The organism is Bradyrhizobium sp. ORS 278 (genome assembly GCF_000026145.1).
Classification (GTDB): domain Bacteria; phylum Pseudomonadota; class Alphaproteobacteria; order Rhizobiales; family Xanthobacteraceae; genus Bradyrhizobium.
Genome location: NC_009445.1, coordinates 5,915,185 through 5,930,195, shown reverse-complemented (window position 1 = coordinate 5,930,195; position 15,011 = coordinate 5,915,185). Strand labels below are relative to the sequence as shown.

Genomic DNA, 15,011 nt, shown 5'->3' with positions numbered 1-15,011 from the left:
AGACCAGACCTTGAATCGACCGCCCGGCTTCCGAACGCCGGCAGTGGCGGACGCGGATCAGTCGATGCTGCCGAATTCCGTCACCGGCACGACCCAATAGACGAGCTTCGTTCCCGCGAACGCGCTCCTCAGCCGCTCCAGCAGCCGCTCGACAGCCTTCTCCTGCAGCACGATCGAAACAGCGACCGCGTCGGCATGTCCCTTGACCTGCTCCGCAGGCGTGCGCAGCCGGACGCGGGCGCCGTGCCCGGCGGCATCCAAGGCGGTGAAGCCGGTGACCAGATCCGACTGGTCGTTGATGTAGTCGAACAGCTCCTCGCGCAGCTCGCGCGGCGCGATCAGCGTCAGGCAGGCTGCTTGAGAGGTCATGCCGCCTCCTTGGCGGCGCCGTAGCGGCGGTACAGGATCGGCAGCAGGATCAGGGTCAGCAAGGTCGACGATAGCAGGCCGCCGATCACGACGATGGCCAGCGGCCGCTGCACCTCCGAGCCCGGCCCGGTGGCGAACAGCAGCGGGATCAGGCCGAGCGCGGTGATGCTCGCCGTCATCAGCACCGGACGGAGCCGGCGCTTGGCGCCGTCGACCACGATGCGCTGCTCGGACAGCCCGTGGGCGCGGAGCTGGTTGAAGTAGGAGACCAGCACGACACCGTTGAGCACGGCGATGCCGAGCAGGGCGATGAAGCCCACGGAGGCCGGCACGGACAGATATTCGCCCGTCGAGACCAGCGCGAATACGCCGCCGATCAGAGCGAAGGGAATGTTGACGAGCACCAGCAGCGCCTGGCGGACGGAGCCGAACGTCGTGAACAGCAGCACGAAGATCAGCCCGATCGCGACCGGCACCACGACCGACAGGCGCGCGGCGGCGCGCTGCTGATTCTCGAACTGTCCGCCCCAGGTCAGCCGGTAGCCGGCCGGCAGCTGCAGCTCGGACGCGACCTTCTGCTGGGCGGCCTGGACGAAGCCGACCATGTCGCGGCCGCGGACGTTGCTGCGCACCACGCTCATGCGATTGCCGTCCTCACGGTCGATCTTGACCGGGCCGTCGACGCGCTGGATGCGCGCGACCTGCGACAGCGCGACGTGCTGTCCGGCCGCCAGCGTCAGCGGCAGCATCGCGAGCAGGGTTGGCGCCTCGCGCGTGGTCTCGCTGCCACGGACCAGGATCGGCGTCCGCCAGCCGTTCTCGAGCGCGGTGCCGATCGTCCGTCCTTCGATCTGGGTGCGCAGCGAGTTGGCGATGGAATCCACCGTCAGACCCAGCCGACCTGCTTCGAGCCGATTGACATTGACTGTATAGTATTGCGCGCCTTCGTTCAGCGTCGTGTATACATCCTCCGCGCCATCGATGCTCGACAAGATCGTTGACAGCTTCGCGGCGATGTCATTGAGCGTGCCGATGTCGGGGCCGAAGATCTTCACGGCGACGTCGCCGCGCACGCCGCTGATCATCTCCTGCACGCGCATGTCGATCGGCTGCGTGAAGCTCAGCGAGATGCCGGGGAAATCAGCCAGGACATCGCGCAGCTTCTGCAGCAGCACGTCACGATTTTCGCTCTGCCGCTGATCGGCCGGCTTGAGCACCAGGAACGTGTCGGTCTGGTTGGGACCCATGGGATCGAGGCCGAGCTCGTCCGATCCGGTGCGGGCGATGATGCCGGCGATGTCGGGAACCTTCATCAGCGCCGTCTGCAGCCGGGCGTTGATCGCAAGGGATTCGTCGAGATTGACGGAGGGGAGCGTCTCGACGCTCACGATCACGTCGCCTTCGTCCATGGTCGGCATGAACGTCTTGCCGAGCTGAGCGTAGCCATAGCCTGCCGCGACGAGGCTCAGCAATGCGACGGCGATCACCTTGCGCTCATTGGCGAGCGCCCAGGTCAGCGCGGGCGCGTAGGCGCGCTGCGCCGCGCGGACCAGCAGCGGATCCTCATGCGAGGCAGATTTGAGCGCAAACGACGTCGCGACCGGAAGCACCGTCAAGGCGAGCAGCAGCGAAGCCGCGAGCGCGAAGATGATCGCCAGCGCGACCGGAATGAAAAGCTTGCCCTCCAGTCCCTGCAGCGTCAGCAGCGGCACGAACACGATGATGATGATCAGCACGCCCGAGGCGACAGGCTGCAGCACCTCGCAGACCGAGCGATACACGATGTGGACCAGGGGTGCCGCCCTGTTGGACTCGTGCCTGCCGAGATTGCCGACGATGTTCTCGACCACGACGACCAGCGCATCGATCAGCATGCCGATCGCGATCGCGAGCCCGCCGAGGCTCATCAGGTTGGCCGACATGCCGACGGCGCGCATCACCAGGAGCGCGATCACGATCGCGAGCGGCAGGCTCAGCGCGATGACCAGCGAGGCGCGCCAATTGCCCAGGAACAGCAACAGTAACACCACGACCAGCACGGTGGCCTCAGCCAGCGCCCGGACCACCGTTCCGACAGCGCGGTTGACCAGCCGGCTGCGGTCATAGAACACGTTGATGGTGACGCTCGCGGGCAGCGATGGCTTCAGTTCCTCCAGCCGCGCGCGCACGTCGCGCACGAGCTGTCCGGCATTGGCGCCGCGCAGCCCGAGCACGAGGCCCTCGACCGTCTCGCCCTTGCCGTCAGCCGTGACAGCGCCGTAACGGGTCAATGCGCCGATCCGCACCCGCGCCACGTCGCTGACGCGGATCGGGATGTTGTCGCGGGTGTCGACGACGATCGCCTTGATGTCGTCGATGCTGCGGATGCTGCCCTCGATCCGCACCAGCGCGCTGTCCTCGCCCTGGTTGACGCGGCCGGCGCCGTCGTTGCGACTATTGGCCTCGATCGCCTTGCGGAACAGCTCGTAGGAGATGCCGCGCGCCGCCAGCGCATCATTGCGCGGCACGATCTCGAAGGCGCGGACAAACCCGCCGAGCGAGTTCACGTCAGCCACGCCCGGTACGGTGCGCAGTGCCGGCCGGATCACCCAGTCGAGCAGGCTGCGCCGCTCGGCGAGCGACAGCTCCGGGCTCTCGATCGTGAACATGAACATCTCGCCGAGCGGGCTCGTGATCGGCGCGAGCCCGCCGCTGACGCCATCGGGAAAGTCGCGCGAAACGTTCGACAGCCGCTCAGAGACCTGGTTGCGCGCCCAATAAATGTCGGTGCCGTCCTCGAAATCGACGGTGATGTCGGCGAGCGCATATTTGGTTGTGGTGCGCAGGATCTTCTTATTGGGCAGGCCGAGCAGCTCGAGTTCGATCGGCACTGTGATGCGCTGCTCGACTTCCTCGGGGGTGAGGCCCGGGGCCTTCATGATGATCTTGACCTGAACCGGCGAGACGTCCGGGAACGCGTCGATCGGCAGGCTCGGCAGGAACACGAGGGCGGCGCCGACCAGCAGCAGCACGCTGAGCAGCACGAACAGACGTTGCGCCAGCGCGAAGGCGACCAGCCGCTGCAGCATCATTGCCCCAGCCGCGAGAGAATGCCGCGCAGCGCCGAGATGCCGCCGACCGCCACCTCGTCCTTGTCGGAGATGGGCCCGGACACCACCACATGGTCCTGGTCCTCCGCGAGCAGCGTCACCGGCACCTGCCGGAAGCCGCCTTCGATCGCGACGAAGATCGAGGTCTGCTCGCCGCGCCGGACCAGGCCGCTATAGGGGATCTCCCAGGCGCTTTCGCCGGCCGAGACGAAGCCGATGCGCGCGGCCGCGGTCTGACCGGAATGCAGCCCGCCATCGTTGGGAATCTCGGCGCGGACGAGGATCGTCTGGGTCGCCGTGTCGGTCGTTTCGGAGACCAGGATGACGCGGCCTGGCGTTGCATAGCCCTCGATGTCGACGCGCGCGCCGGTCTTGATGGCGGCGATGTTGGTGGCCGGGATCGCGATCTCGGCCCAGAGCGGCGACAGCCGCGCGAGTTTCACCAGCGGCGCGGCCTGCTCCATGCGCTGGCCGGGCGACACCATGATGTCGACCACGGAGGCGGCCTGCGGCGCGTTGACGGTCAGCGTCGCGCTGATCGCCGCTTCATTGGTGAGCCGCGCGACGGCCTCGTCCGAGAGGCCGCTGAGATGCAGCATCTGACGCCGCTCGGCGACGACGATGCTGGCCTGCCGCGCCTCGGCCTGGCTGGATTCGAGCACGCGTTGCGGGATCGCCTTGCCCTCGAACAGGTCGGCGTTGCGCTTCAGCTGCTGGACGGCGAGGACCTCCTGCGCCAGCGCATGCAGATACTCGCGCTGCAGCGACACGAAGCTCGGGCTCTCGAGCGTCAGCAGCGGCTGGCCGATGCTGACGCGATCGCCCCGCGCCACCGCCAGATTCGTAACCATGCCGGAGACTGGTGCGCTGACCACCCATAATTGCGGTGTTGGAATGACAATCTGCGCCGGGTAGGGCAGCGTCTGGTCGTTCCGGCTCGAAGTCGGATGTGCGACGCGGATGCCGAGATTTTGCGTCTGGGCCGGGGTGAGCTTCACATCCTCGGCAGACGCCGCGCAAGGCGTCGCGCAGGCGGACACCAGCAACAGCGCGCCGGCCAGATGGCGAGGCGACAGCAGATGAGCGGCACGGAAAGAGGGCATCGAGGGAGATCGTTTCCAGCTTCAGCGGCACGTCATAAATGAGCCCGGGCCGTTCGGCGACCCCTGAGCTGCATCAAGATGTGGGCTCGCAAGCGCGAGCGCGCCACTGATGGACCAGGAAAGATGACTCGACGCTGACGCCAGCTTGCGAATGGATGGCATTCTCAAAGCTGCTCGCGCCAGCGCGCGTCGGTCACCACCTGCGGCTCGGGCGTGCCCAGCGCGGTCTGATCATGGATGATCTCGCTGATGCTCGGCATCGCCGAGCGTGGCACCTGTGCATCCTGCAACCACAGCTTGGATCGCATGATGGCCTTGCCGCAATGGAAGTATGTCTCGTGCACGTCGATCACGAGCGCCGAGCGCGGAGCTTTGCCGAACTCCTCCAGCTTCGACAGAAGCTCCTGATCGGTCGACACCGATGCCGTGCCGCCGACCCGCAGCGTCTCGTTGATGCCGGGAACGAAGAAGATCAGTTGCACCCGGCCGGAGCCTTCGGACACGTTGCGCAGCGTGTCGAGCCGGTTGTTGCCCGGACGGTCCGGCATCAGCAGGCGCTGGTCGCCGTCGATGTGGACGAAACCCGGATGGCCACCGCGCGGCGAGGCATCGACGCTGCCGTCGACGCCTGATGTCGCGACCACGCAGAACGGCGACAGCCCGATGAACTTGCGGCTGTGCGCATCCAGCGCCGGACGCACCTTGGCGATCACGCGCTCGTTCGGCGGCGGATAGATCGCGGCAAGATCGGTGTTTGTCGGGTCGCTCACGGCGCGCCTCCATTCGGCTTCATCTGCGTCAGGTCCTGCGCTGCCACGGCCAATCGATCAGCCCCGCGCTGTACAGCCCCCACCACACCAGCACCGGCTGAAACGCCAGGCGCGGACCGTGATAGAGCCAGCTGCTGCCGAGAAGAGGCAGGTCGATGCCGTCGATCGCATGCTTGAAATTCGCCGGCCAGACGCAGATCGCATAGGCCGCGAGCCCGAGCCCCGCCCAACGCCGCAGCGGCGTCGTCACCAGCCCGACAGCGCCGGCGAGCTCGCACAGGCCGGTCAGCAAGATGACCTGTGGCGCGAACGGAACGAAGGACGGCGTGATGCGCAGGAAGGGCTCGGGGATCGCGAGATGCGCGATGCCCGCCGCCGCATAGAACAGCGCCATCAGCCAGCGCATGACCGCGCGGGTCATGTCGTCGCGCAAGCTTCCAGTCATGCCCCGCTTCCAATGACCGACCCCTTAGACCGCATCGGCCGGCACGAAGCAGCTGATGATGATGTCCCCGCGGTGATGAACGTACCACACCACGGCCTCGCCGACCGGATTGCCGCGGTCGCGGATGATGGCGCGCTCCGGCACTGCCATCCAGCGTCCCTCGATCGGCACCCAATAGGTGCCGTCGCGCACGTCGTAGGTGGTGCGGTGCCCGTCCGAGACGTCGCAGCAGGGCACGCCGTTCGGCGCGATCACGCTCTTGAACCAGGCGCGCACATCAGGCGGCACGTTCTCGAACTGGCCGTTGTCGATGGCCAGCGCGACGGGCGCGCTGGCCAGAGAGCTGAGCATCAGAGCGGCCAGCACGATCCCGCGCATTCACGACTCCTTCCAGGCCTACATGCCGCGCTGTGGCACCGTTGCCAGCAACTCGCGCAGCGACTCGACATAGAACTTCGCGTTTCCGGTGGTCAGATGACCGCGCGTCTCGGCCGAGGCCGGGATCAGCAGCACCTTGCCATTCTTGACGCGTTTCATCGCGTCGGCGGTTACGCCGGTCTCCGGCGGATTGCGCTCGTCGTCGGCGGAGTTGATCAGCATCACCGTGGCCTTGATCTTGTCGAGATCGGCCGACGGATTGTAGTCGTGCGAGGACTCCCACTGATAGATGAAGTCGTTGGCATCGCTCGGGACAGGCTGGGCCAGCCGTTCCTCGACCATCTTGTCGGCCTTGGCAGCCGTCGGTGCCGCCAGCTGATAGGCGATGGTGCCGCCGGCGGTTGCCGTGCCATAGGCCGTGACGGCATATTTCATCATGCGCGGCTGCGCGGTGTAGTTGCCGCCATTGTAGTCGGGATCGTTGCGGATCGTCTCTAGCATCAGCCGGCGCAGCATCCAGTTGCGCGCCGCCATCTCCGTCGGCTGCGAGGCCATCGGCACCGCGATGTCCATGAAATCCGGATAGCGCGTCGCCCACACCCAGCTGTGCATGCCGCCCATCGAATTGCCGATGATCAGCCTGAGATGCTTGATCCCAAGTCCTTCGGTCAGCAGCCGATACTGCGCATCGACCATGTCGGCATAGTCATAGGCCGGAAACTTCGTCTTCAGCCCGTCCGAGGGCTTGGACGATTTGCCGTGGCCGATGCTGTCGGGAATGATGATGTAGTACTTCGTCGCGTCGAGCGGCTGGTCCTTGCCGAACAATTCACCGGCGAACGGCGCCACCAGCATGCTGGCTCCGGAGCCGCCGGTGCCGTGCAGCACCAGCACGGGCTGGCCCGTCGGCTCACCGACGGTGGTGTAGTGCAGCTTCAGCTCCGGCAGCGTCTCGCCGGTGTGAAACTTGAAATCCTTGAGCACGACGTCGCCCTGCTTCGGGACGGGATACTCGGCGGACCAAGACGGCGCGCAAAAGACCACCCAAGCGGCAACAACGGCGGCAAACGGTCGAAGCATGTGTTTCCCCTGCGATTGCGCGGCTCTTTGCGACCGCGTCGGAGGCATGATAGCACATTCGACAAATTGGTTCAGCACCGGATTAGCCCCGCCATGTGCCGCAACATCAAGACGCTGTTCAATTTCGAGCCACCGGCGACGGAGGCGGAGATCCAGGCTTCGGCGCTGCAATTCGTGCGCAAGCTCTCCGGCTTCAACGCTCCGTCTCAGGCCAACGAGGCCGCCTTCGCACGTGCGGTCGAGGAGGTCGCCGATGCGGCGCGGCGGCTGTTGACCTCGCTGCAGACCCAGGCGCCGCCGCGCGACCGTGAGATCGAGGCGGCCAAGGCTCGCGAGCGCTCGGCGATCAGGTTCGGCAAGGTCTGAGGCCAGGCCGTCCGCGGGGTCGGTCGCGGGTCAGAACTCGTCGTCCTCGCCCTGCTGCTCGCCGTGGTCGTCGCCGGAGTGCTTGCCGTGCTTCTTTCTCTTTTTCTTGTGCTTCTTCTTTTTCTTCTTGGGCGCGTCGATCTCGTGCGGATCGTCGTCCTCGAACGCCTCTTCGAGTGCCTCGTCATGCTCGGTGGCGGCGAAGATGTCGCGGACGGCGATCAGCTGCGCGTCGCGCTCATGCGCCTCGCGATCCCGGTTGCGCTTGTAGTCGTCATAGGCGGCGAAGATCTGCTCGAGCCAGGGCATCAGCTGATCGATCGTCGGCAGCGTGCCCGGCGCTCCTTGTTCGCCACGAGGACCCTGCGGTCCCTCGGGTCCGGGCTTGCCGGGCGGGCCTTGCTCGCCGCGCGGCCCTTGCGGACCGGGTTTGCCCTGCGGTCCTGGCTTGCCCTGTGGCCCGGCCTTGCCGTCAGGACCCGGCTTGCCGCGCTGACCATCAGGTCCGCGCCGCCCGGGCTGCCCTTGCGGGCCTCGTGGACCCACGGGGCCCTGCAGGCCGCGTCCGGCCGTATTCTTCGCCACTACCGCAACTCCGCTACACATCTGTGATTCGCGGCGAAGCGTAACAGAGGCGCGATGACGGCAGCAATTGCACGAGGGCTGCGGAGCCGACTGATCAACATCAATCGGCGCCGCATCCTGATGAGTTCCACACGATGGGATATCGCGCGGTCGCCGTTGGATCAGGCCGAATAGGCCGGCACCGCGATGCCGTCGGCCGTGTAGCTGCGGATCTTGTTCCGCAAGGTGCGCACGGGCATTCCGAGCAGCCGTGCGGCGTGGGTGCGATTGCCGTTGCAGCGGGCCAGTGTCTGAACGATGAGCTCGCGCTCGATTTCGGACAGTGGCGTGCCGATCAGCAGCGGCAGAACCTCCGCCGCGGACGGCGGCGGTGGCACAATGAGGGGGACCAGTGACGGACTTGCGGCATCGGCTGACAACTCTTGCGACATAACTCCTCCCGATCAACGCCCGCACCGCCAGCAAGGACGGCGCGAAAACATCGAGACCAACTAAACATCCAGCCCGTAAACGACCGTGGTCCGACAAGGTTAACGGCTCCTTAACATCGGCCTCGGGCAGCTCTTTCCCGGCCAAATACCCCGAAATTGCCTTGGTTTCGCGCGGGTCTGGACGAATTTGACCCGGGAGCGTCCCTCCGTCCGGCGTTCATTCGGGCTTGGCCCTCGGAGACTGTGGTGGCCGCGGCGCAGCAGATGGTCCTTCGTCGCCAGCCCTTCGATCAGGCTCGGCACCGGCCTCGTGACCGCTTGATTAGTTGCCCGGCCACGGCCTGGTCCGCATGCCATTGTCCCGCACCTGACAAAGCCGGTGTCCGATGGCGTCGATCTGCGCGGAACCGGTTCGATCGCGCGCCCTCTTCCGAGATGGCGACTTTTCGAACACACCGGCGGCGGTGCATGCACGCTGCCGCGCAAACGGCTAAATTCGGCCCGATCGATTCGTTTGGTGGGCACGATCGTGATGCGCGGCCATCGAAATACCTTGAGTTTCGCGCAGTCCCTATTCACCTCGCTGGAGACTTCATCCATGAACATTGCATCCTTGCTTCGCGGTCTGTTGGTGGCGCTCGTGGCCGCGACCGGCGCCATCCTGCCGGCCACGGCGCGCGCCGATGGCGGCTTCATCACGCTGACCATCTACAAGGCGGGATGGATCATCGGTGGCTCCGGCGGCAGCGGCGTGCTGAGCTTCCACGGCCGGGCCTATCCGCTCTCCACCGGCGGTATCGACTACGGTCTCGTGTTCGGCGGCTCGCGCACCGTGCTGCGAGGCCGCGTCAGCAACATCTGGCGTCCGTCCGATGTCGAAGGCGTCTACGGCGCCGCCGGCGCCGGCCTCGCCGTCGGCCGCGGCGTGCGCGGCATCGTGCTGACCAACCAGAAGGGCGCGGTGCTGGAGCTGTCCGGCGAGCAGGTCGGCCTCCTGGCCAACGTCGACCTGTCGGGCCTCGCCATCACGATCAGATAGTTGCGGTATCGTTGACCGCTATCTCACAACTAGCAACAGCGTCGTCCCGCCCTCGAGCCGGGACCCATCGTATAGTCAGCCGAGCATGACGCTGTGAGATACAGCGCCTTCTCCCCCTTTGCGGGAGAGGGCATCGACGTCCCATCAGCATGCTCACTCGGGTGTGGGTCTCTCTCCCCGAGCTGCGGTCGTCGAGGCATACCCCTCACCCGAGCGAGCTGGCCGCGCTGTCCTGCATGCCCTCTCCCGCAAGGGGAGATGGCGCAGTCATGGGCATCGCGCATGCCGGTCTGTATGGCTGTCTACGCGACCATCATAGTTACTGATCGGGCACGAGATAACATCGAGCATGGGCCTGCGTAGGGTGGGCAAAGGCGCGCCCGCGTGCTCGTGTCTGCCGCGCTCCATCTCGCGGCGGGCACGCGGATGCATGCTGGGCACGCGATCTCCGTTGCCAGCGGCTGCTTTGCCCAGCTTACGGTGCATCGTTGAACGCCGGCTGTTTCGCGTGCGGACGATCGCGTTCGACATGCGCCGCCAGATCCAGCCATGGCTGCAAGGTCCACGCCCCCGATGCCGCGCCTGACGGCGACGCCAGCACGAAGGTGGCCGGAAAATCCTTCTGCGTCGGCTGCAGGCCCAGTGCGATCGCGCCGGTCGGCCGGCCGTAAAACAGGCTTGCGGCCTTTTTGCTGGTGAAAGCGATCGTCGCCGGCCGATAGCGTTCGATCTTGGCCGCGAAGCCCGCGACATCGACGCCGGCCTTCAGGGCGACGTGATCCATCCCGGCGCCCTGCTTGCACAGGTCGGTGAAGCCGATGCCGAGCGACAGCAGCAGAGGAAACTCCTCCGGCTGATGCAGCCGCGGCGTCAGGCCCGTCGCATGCAGCGTGCGCCAGAAGCGGTTGCCGGGGTGCGCGTAGTAGTGTCCGGTCGCAGCCGACCGTTCGCTCGCGGCCGTGCCGACGAAGACGAGGCGCAGGCCGGGCTGCAACTGATCGGGCAGGCGATCCATGAGCCGTTGTCGCATTATTGCGCCGGTCGCAACAAGCCATTGATGGCGGCCGGCGTTGTTGATCTGTCAGCCCGGCGCTACACGTCGCTCCAGCAACGGGAGCCCATCATGTCGCAACGCCGCCTTTATCATTTCGCCCTGTCCGGCCATGCGCATCGCGCGCGGCTGATGCTGAGCCTGCTCGGCCTGCCGTGCGAGCTCGTCGATGTCGATCTCCCGGGCGGCGCGCAGAAGCAGCCGGATTTCCTGGCCCTGAATCCGTTCGGCCAGGTGCCGGTGCTGGTCGACGGCGATGCCGTGATCCCCGACTCCAATGCGATCCTGGTCTATCTTGCCGGGCGCTACGATCCGGCTGGCCGGTGGTGGCCGCGCGATCCCTTGGGACAGGCGCAGGTCCAGCGCTGGCTGTCGGCGGCAGCCGGGCCGCTGGCGTTCGGTGCGGCGGCGGCGCGGATCGCGACCTTGTTCGGCGCGCCGCTCGACATGGCGAGGGCGCACCAGATCGCCAACAACCTGTTTGCGGTGATGGAGCGCGAGCTTGGCGTCCGGCCGTTTCTCACCGGCGAGACACCGACGATCGCCGATGTCGCGCTCTATAGCTACACCGCGCACGCGCCCGAGGGCGGCGTGTCGCTGACGCCCTATCCGAACGTCGGGGCGTGGCTGGCGCGGATCGCCGATCTGCCCGGCTTCGTGCCGATGCAGGCGAGCGCGGTCAGGGCCGCCTGACCGCCACGCACGATGGCGTGCGAACGCCGCTTACAGGAAGCAGCGGCGCTCGTCGCGCAGCTTGAGCTGGATGTTGGTGGCTTCGACGAAGGTCGACACCGGCTTGGAGACGATCTTGTAGGTCGAGGGCCATTCGAGCGGCTTCGACTGAAGATCGGTGTTCCAGATCTGGCAGATGCCGGTGTTCTCCCAGCGGATCACGTAGTAGCCGCTCTTGGGCGCGGGAGCGGCAAAAGCGGGGGCGGCGACCGAGGTGGCCGCGAGAGCGGCGGCAGCGGCAACAGAGGTTAAGCGGCGCATCGTCAATCTCCTGAACGGACCAACCAAATCATCGTCGGTGCACGCTGCGGTGATCAAACCGCGCGGCGGCAGCGACCGCGAAGTGGTGCGACAAAAGCGCGCGCGGCGCAAGACGCTGGCGCTGGTCGTTCACAGCGATATCAGGGATTTGTGCAAGATGGAGGCAGGATGAGGCCGCCGCGCCGGAGCGGGACGGCATCGAAGGGGGCTCACAGCGTGCACCGCCCCTGCCGGCGCAGCCTGACCTGCAGATTGACGGCATCGCTCAAGGTCGGCACCGGGCGGCTGATCACCTGATAGCGTGACGGCCATTGCACCGGCCTGAATGTGAGCGCCTCGTTCCAGACCTGGCAGATGCCGGTGTTGTCCCAGCGCAGGATGAAGTAGCCGGCTTGTGCCGGGGCGGCGGCGAGGCTCGCGGCAACGAGGCTCATGACAAAAACAAACATGGTGAAACGCGACATTGGCAAACTCCGGCAACAAACAGGCCCCCAGCCTCAAGCGCGGCCTGTGTCGGAGTGGCGTCGTTCAATTTAAAGGCGGTTCGCCGCGAACCGTGCGGCAAATCCGCGCGAGCAGACTTGCGTTGCTGATGGCGCATGGCCGGGCGGCCCGTTCGCGGGCCGCGCGTATGGATTGGCTGAGCGAACGACGGTCGTGCGCTTCGTTGCCACGTTGCTCGGCCAGAGCCAAGAACGTAGGGTGGGCAAAGCAGGCGCCCGCAGGGCGGTCGCGTGCCCACCGTCGTGCAGCAGGCTCGGCTGTGAGATGGTGGGGCACGGCGCCACCACCGCCACCGCAGAGACAGTGCGTCCGCGCCTTTGCCCACCCTACGTGGTCGCGATCGCCGCGACGCCCTCGATCTCGATCAGCATCTTCGGATCCGGCAGCGCCACCACCACGCACGTGGTCCGCGCCGGATAGGGCGCCGGCCCGAACGCCGCGGCATAGAGCCGGTTCATGACAGCCACATCGTTCGCGCGCGTCAGCAGCACGTTGACCTTGACGAGATCGCGGAGAGAGGCGCCGCCCTCTGTCAGCACGCGCGTGAAGTTGGTCACGACGTTGGCGAACTGCGCCTCGAAGTCGTCGGGCAGGTTGCCGTGGGCGTCGAAGCCGGGAATGCCGGAGATGAAGAGCAGGTCGCCGACACGGGTGCCGAAGGAGAGCGGCGGGGTTTTGATGTGCGGTGGGGCGGCGATGTGGTGGATGGGCATGGCAATTCCGTCTTGAGCGTTGTCGACCCGGAGTATTTAGTTGGACAGGCGCGTATTGTTGATGCGAATGGTCTAATCATCAAACAAAAAAGCCGGGCTTGCGCCCGGCTTGATGGATGGCCGGGTCAAGCCCGGCCATGACGATGGAGAGCGATGCGCGAGAGGTCAGGACAACGCCTTGTTGCTCTCCTTCACCTTCTCCGCATCCAGGTACACGCTGCCGCCCATTTCCTTGAACTTGGCGCTCATTTGGGCCATGCCGTCCTCGATGGTGCCGGAGATGGTCATGCCGACCGTCGCCGGATCGTTCAAGGTCGCGGCGTAGTCGCGGACGTCCTGGGTGATCTTCATCGAGCAGAATTTGGGGCCGCACATCGAGCAGAAATGCGCGACCTTGTGGGCTTCCTTCGGCAGGGTCTCGTCGTGGAAGCTCTTCGCGGTGTCCGGGTCGAGGCCGAGGTTGAACTGGTCGGTCCAGCGGAACTCGAAGCGGGCGCGCGACAGCGCGTCGTCGCGTAGCTGCGCTGCGGGATGGCCCTTGGCGAGGTCGGCGGCGTGGGCGGCGATCTTGTAGGTGATGACGCCGGTCTTGACGTCGTTGCGATCGGGCAGGCCGAGATGCTCCTTCGGCGTCACGTAGCACAGCATGGCGCAGCCGAACCAGCCGATCATGGCCGCACCGATGCCGGACGTGATGTGGTCGTAGCCCGGCGCGATGTCGGTGGTCAGCGGCCCGAGCGTGTAGAACGGCGCCTCGCCGCACTCCTTGAGCTGCTTGTCCATGTTGATCTTGATCTTGTGCATCGGCACGTGGCCGGGGCCCTCGATCATGACCTGGCAGCCCTTGTCCCAGGCGATCTTGGTCAGCTCGCCCAGGGTCTCCAGCTCAGCGAACTGGGCGCGATCGTTGGCATCGGCGATCGAGCCGGGGCGCAGGCCGTCTCCGAGCGAGAACGAGACGTCATACTTGCGCATGATGTCGCAGATCTCATCAAAGTGCGTGTACAGGAAGCTCTCCTTGTGATGCGCGAGGCACCACTTCGCCATGATCGAGCCGCCGCGGCTGACGATGCCGGTGACGCGGCTCGCGGTGAGGTGGATGTATTGCAGCCGCACGCCGGCGTGGATGGTGAAGTAGTCGACGCCCTGCTCGCACTGCTCGATCAGCGTGTCCTTGTAGAGCTCCCAGGTCAGCGCCACCGGATCGCCGTTGCACTTCTCCAGCGCCTGGTAGATCGGCACGGTGCCGATCGGCACCGGCGAGTTGCGCAGGATCCATTCGCGGGTGGTGTGGATGTTGCGGCCGGTCGAGAGGTCCATCACCGTGTCGGCGCCCCAGCGGATCGCCCACACCATCTTGTCCACTTCCTCTTCCACTGAGGAGGTCACCGCCGAGTTGCCGATATTGGCGTTGATCTTGGTGAGGAAGTTGCGGCCGATGATCATCGGCTCCAGCTCGGCGTGGTTGATGTTGCAGGGGATGATGGCGCGGCCGCGCGCGATCTCGTCGCGGACGAATTCCGGGGTGATGAAGGCGGGGACCGACGCGCCAAAGCTCTCGCCGTCGGCGAGCGCGGCCTCGGCGCGCTCGAGCTGAACTTTACGTCCGAGATTCTCGCGCTCGGCGACGTAGATCATCTCCTTGGTGACGATGCCGGCGCGGGCAAATTCGAGCTGGGTGATCTTGTGGCCGTCGAGTCCGCGCAGCGGCTTGTGGTGCGCGGTGAACGCCTTCGCCGCCTTGTCGGCGCCGACATTGCCATTGTCCTCCGGCTTGATGTCGCGGCCGACATATTCCTCGACGCCGCCGCGCTCGAGCACCCAGGCGATGCGGTTGCGGGGCAGACCCGCGTTGACGTCGATGGTGACGGACGGGTCGGTGTAGGGGCCGGAGGTGTCGTAGACCGGCAGGTTCGGCTCGCTGGCTGCTTCCGACAGGATGATCTCGCGCAAGGGCACGCGCAGATCGGGGGCGGAGTCCGGCACAGCGTAGATCTTGCGCGACGACGGCAGCGGGCCAGTGGTGACGGCGGGCAGGGTGGTGTCGGGATTGGAGCGGATGTTCATGGGGGCCTCCTTAATTGTCGTTGCCGGA

At 66.2% G+C, this 15,011-nt stretch carries 18 protein-coding genes; 4 read left to right on the top strand and 14 right to left on the bottom strand.

Annotated elements, in window-relative coordinates:
• Window positions 1-57 precede the first annotated feature (57 nt).
• The 7 genes from BRADO_RS26665 to BRADO_RS26635 form a co-directional block, all read right to left on the bottom strand.
• On the bottom strand, window positions 58-369 hold the full coding sequence (locus BRADO_RS26665; protein ID WP_012029304.1) for a DUF3240 family protein: 312 nt from the start codon (window positions 367-369) through the stop codon (window positions 58-60).
• Complete coding sequence (locus tag BRADO_RS26660; protein WP_012029303.1) at window positions 366-3,440, bottom strand: efflux RND transporter permease subunit; 3,075 nt, start codon at window positions 3,438-3,440, stop codon at window positions 366-368. The genes BRADO_RS26665 and BRADO_RS26660 overlap by 4 nt, the downstream gene beginning before the upstream one ends.
• A complete protein-coding gene (locus BRADO_RS26655; RefSeq protein ID WP_012029302.1) occupies window positions 3,437-4,561 on the bottom strand; it encodes an efflux RND transporter periplasmic adaptor subunit in 1,125 nt (374 codons plus the stop codon). Before BRADO_RS26655 ends, BRADO_RS26660 begins: the two co-directional genes overlap by 4 nt.
• 164 nt (window positions 4,562-4,725) lie before the next feature.
• Entirely contained in the window at window positions 4,726-5,331 is a 606-nt protein-coding gene (locus tag BRADO_RS26650; RefSeq protein ID WP_012029301.1) for a pyridoxamine 5'-phosphate oxidase family protein, read from the bottom strand.
• Window positions 5,332-5,359: 28 nt separating this feature from the next.
• Complete coding sequence (locus BRADO_RS26645) at window positions 5,360-5,776, bottom strand: DoxX family protein (RefSeq protein WP_012029300.1); 417 nt, start codon at window positions 5,774-5,776, stop codon at window positions 5,360-5,362.
• A gap of 24 nt (window positions 5,777-5,800) precedes the next feature.
• Complete coding sequence (locus BRADO_RS26640; RefSeq protein ID WP_012029299.1) at window positions 5,801-6,154, bottom strand: hypothetical protein; 354 nt, start codon at window positions 6,152-6,154, stop codon at window positions 5,801-5,803.
• A gap of 18 nt (window positions 6,155-6,172) precedes the next feature.
• Window positions 6,173-7,234 (bottom strand): alpha/beta fold hydrolase, encoded by a 1,062-nt coding sequence (locus tag BRADO_RS26635; protein ID WP_012029298.1) that lies wholly within the window; start codon window positions 7,232-7,234, stop codon window positions 6,173-6,175.
• A gap of 93 nt (window positions 7,235-7,327) precedes the next feature.
• Here BRADO_RS26635 and BRADO_RS26630 point away from each other — a divergent pair, with 93 nt between their 5' ends.
• The gene (locus BRADO_RS26630; RefSeq protein ID WP_012029297.1) at window positions 7,328-7,600 is read left to right on the top strand and encodes a DUF2277 domain-containing protein; all 273 of its coding nucleotides are present in this window, start codon (window positions 7,328-7,330) and stop codon (window positions 7,598-7,600) included.
• Window positions 7,601-7,630: 30 nt separating this feature from the next.
• Here BRADO_RS26630 and BRADO_RS34350 read toward each other — a convergent pair whose 3' ends face one another.
• A complete protein-coding gene (locus tag BRADO_RS34350) occupies window positions 7,631-8,185 on the bottom strand; it encodes a collagen-like protein (protein WP_012029296.1) in 555 nt (184 codons plus the stop codon).
• A gap of 161 nt (window positions 8,186-8,346) precedes the next feature.
• Window positions 8,347-8,616, bottom strand: a complete 270-nt coding sequence (locus BRADO_RS26620; RefSeq protein ID WP_012029295.1) for a helix-turn-helix domain-containing protein — start codon at window positions 8,614-8,616, stop codon at window positions 8,347-8,349.
• Between the two features lie 598 nt (window positions 8,617-9,214).
• On the opposite strand from BRADO_RS26620, the gene BRADO_RS26615 reads away from it, so the two are divergent.
• Window positions 9,215-9,655 carry a hypothetical protein gene (locus BRADO_RS26615; RefSeq protein WP_012029294.1) on the top strand — a complete coding sequence of 147 codons (441 nt, stop codon included), beginning with the start codon at window positions 9,215-9,217 and terminating at the stop codon, window positions 9,653-9,655.
• Window positions 9,656-10,130: 475 nt separating this feature from the next.
• Here BRADO_RS26615 and BRADO_RS26610 read toward each other — a convergent pair whose 3' ends face one another.
• Window positions 10,131-10,670 carry a mismatch-specific DNA-glycosylase gene (locus BRADO_RS26610; RefSeq protein ID WP_012029293.1) on the bottom strand — a complete coding sequence of 180 codons (540 nt, stop codon included), beginning with the start codon at window positions 10,668-10,670 and terminating at the stop codon, window positions 10,131-10,133.
• Between the two features lie 108 nt (window positions 10,671-10,778).
• Here BRADO_RS26610 and BRADO_RS26605 point away from each other — a divergent pair, with 108 nt between their 5' ends.
• Complete coding sequence (locus BRADO_RS26605; RefSeq protein ID WP_012029292.1) at window positions 10,779-11,399, top strand: glutathione S-transferase family protein; 621 nt, start codon at window positions 10,779-10,781, stop codon at window positions 11,397-11,399.
• A 30-nt stretch (window positions 11,400-11,429) separates the two neighbouring features.
• On the opposite strand, the gene BRADO_RS26600 is transcribed toward BRADO_RS26605, so the two are convergent.
• Complete coding sequence (locus BRADO_RS26600; RefSeq protein ID WP_012029291.1) at window positions 11,430-11,699, bottom strand: hypothetical protein; 270 nt, start codon at window positions 11,697-11,699, stop codon at window positions 11,430-11,432.
• Between the two features lie 49 nt (window positions 11,700-11,748).
• Between BRADO_RS26600 and BRADO_RS35915 the strand changes: the two genes are divergently transcribed.
• Entirely contained in the window at window positions 11,749-11,871 is a 123-nt protein-coding gene (locus BRADO_RS35915; protein WP_256374568.1) for a hypothetical protein, read from the top strand.
• 37 nt (window positions 11,872-11,908) lie between these two features.
• Here BRADO_RS35915 and BRADO_RS26595 read toward each other — a convergent pair whose 3' ends face one another.
• The 3 genes from BRADO_RS26595 to thiC all read right to left on the bottom strand — a co-directional run bounded on the left by BRADO_RS26595 (window position 11,909) and on the right by thiC (window position 14,983).
• A complete protein-coding gene (locus BRADO_RS26595) occupies window positions 11,909-12,163 on the bottom strand; it encodes a hypothetical protein (protein ID WP_012029290.1) in 255 nt (84 codons plus the stop codon).
• A gap of 366 nt (window positions 12,164-12,529) precedes the next feature.
• The gene (locus BRADO_RS26590) at window positions 12,530-12,916 is read right to left on the bottom strand and encodes a RidA family protein (protein ID WP_012029289.1); all 387 of its coding nucleotides are present in this window, start codon (window positions 12,914-12,916) and stop codon (window positions 12,530-12,532) included.
• Between the two features lie 165 nt (window positions 12,917-13,081).
• On the bottom strand, window positions 13,082-14,983 hold the full coding sequence (gene thiC, locus BRADO_RS26585) for a phosphomethylpyrimidine synthase ThiC (RefSeq protein ID WP_012029288.1): 1,902 nt from the start codon (window positions 14,981-14,983) through the stop codon (window positions 13,082-13,084).
• Between the last annotated feature and the right edge of the window lie 28 nt (window positions 14,984-15,011).

Bases quoted from the DNA above. Each gene is read 5' to 3' on its own strand.
- BRADO_RS26605 (WP_012029292.1), top strand. From the start codon at position 10,779: ATGTCGCAACGCCGCCTTTATCATTTCGCCCTGTCCGGCCATGCGCAT.
- BRADO_RS26635 (WP_012029298.1), bottom strand. From the start codon at position 7,234: ATGCTTCGACCGTTTGCCGCCGTTGTTGCCGCTTGGGTGGTCTTTTGC.
- BRADO_RS26615 (WP_012029294.1), top strand. From the start codon at position 9,215: ATGAACATTGCATCCTTGCTTCGCGGTCTGTTGGTGGCGCTCGTGGCC.
- BRADO_RS26590 (WP_012029289.1), bottom strand. From the start codon at position 12,916: ATGCCCATCCACCACATCGCCGCCCCACCGCACATCAAAACCCCGCCG.
- BRADO_RS26630 (WP_012029297.1), top strand. From the start codon at position 7,328: ATGTGCCGCAACATCAAGACGCTGTTCAATTTCGAGCCACCGGCGACG.
- BRADO_RS26655 (WP_012029302.1), bottom strand. From the start codon at position 4,561: ATGCCCTCTTTCCGTGCCGCTCATCTGCTGTCGCCTCGCCATCTGGCC.
- BRADO_RS26600 (WP_012029291.1), bottom strand. From the start codon at position 11,699: ATGCGCCGCTTAACCTCTGTTGCCGCTGCCGCCGCTCTCGCGGCCACC.
- thiC (WP_012029288.1), bottom strand. From the start codon at position 14,983: ATGAACATCCGCTCCAATCCCGACACCACCCTGCCCGCCGTCACCACT.
- BRADO_RS26645 (WP_012029300.1), bottom strand. From the start codon at position 5,776: ATGACTGGAAGCTTGCGCGACGACATGACCCGCGCGGTCATGCGCTGG.
- BRADO_RS26620 (WP_012029295.1), bottom strand. From the start codon at position 8,616: ATGTCGCAAGAGTTGTCAGCCGATGCCGCAAGTCCGTCACTGGTCCCC.
- BRADO_RS26660 (WP_012029303.1), bottom strand. From the start codon at position 3,440: ATGATGCTGCAGCGGCTGGTCGCCTTCGCGCTGGCGCAACGTCTGTTC.
- BRADO_RS26640 (WP_012029299.1), bottom strand. From the start codon at position 6,154: ATGCGCGGGATCGTGCTGGCCGCTCTGATGCTCAGCTCTCTGGCCAGC.
- BRADO_RS26610 (WP_012029293.1), bottom strand. From the start codon at position 10,670: ATGGATCGCCTGCCCGATCAGTTGCAGCCCGGCCTGCGCCTCGTCTTC.
- BRADO_RS26665 (WP_012029304.1), bottom strand. From the start codon at position 369: ATGACCTCTCAAGCAGCCTGCCTGACGCTGATCGCGCCGCGCGAGCTG.
- BRADO_RS26595 (WP_012029290.1), bottom strand. From the start codon at position 12,163: ATGTCGCGTTTCACCATGTTTGTTTTTGTCATGAGCCTCGTTGCCGCG.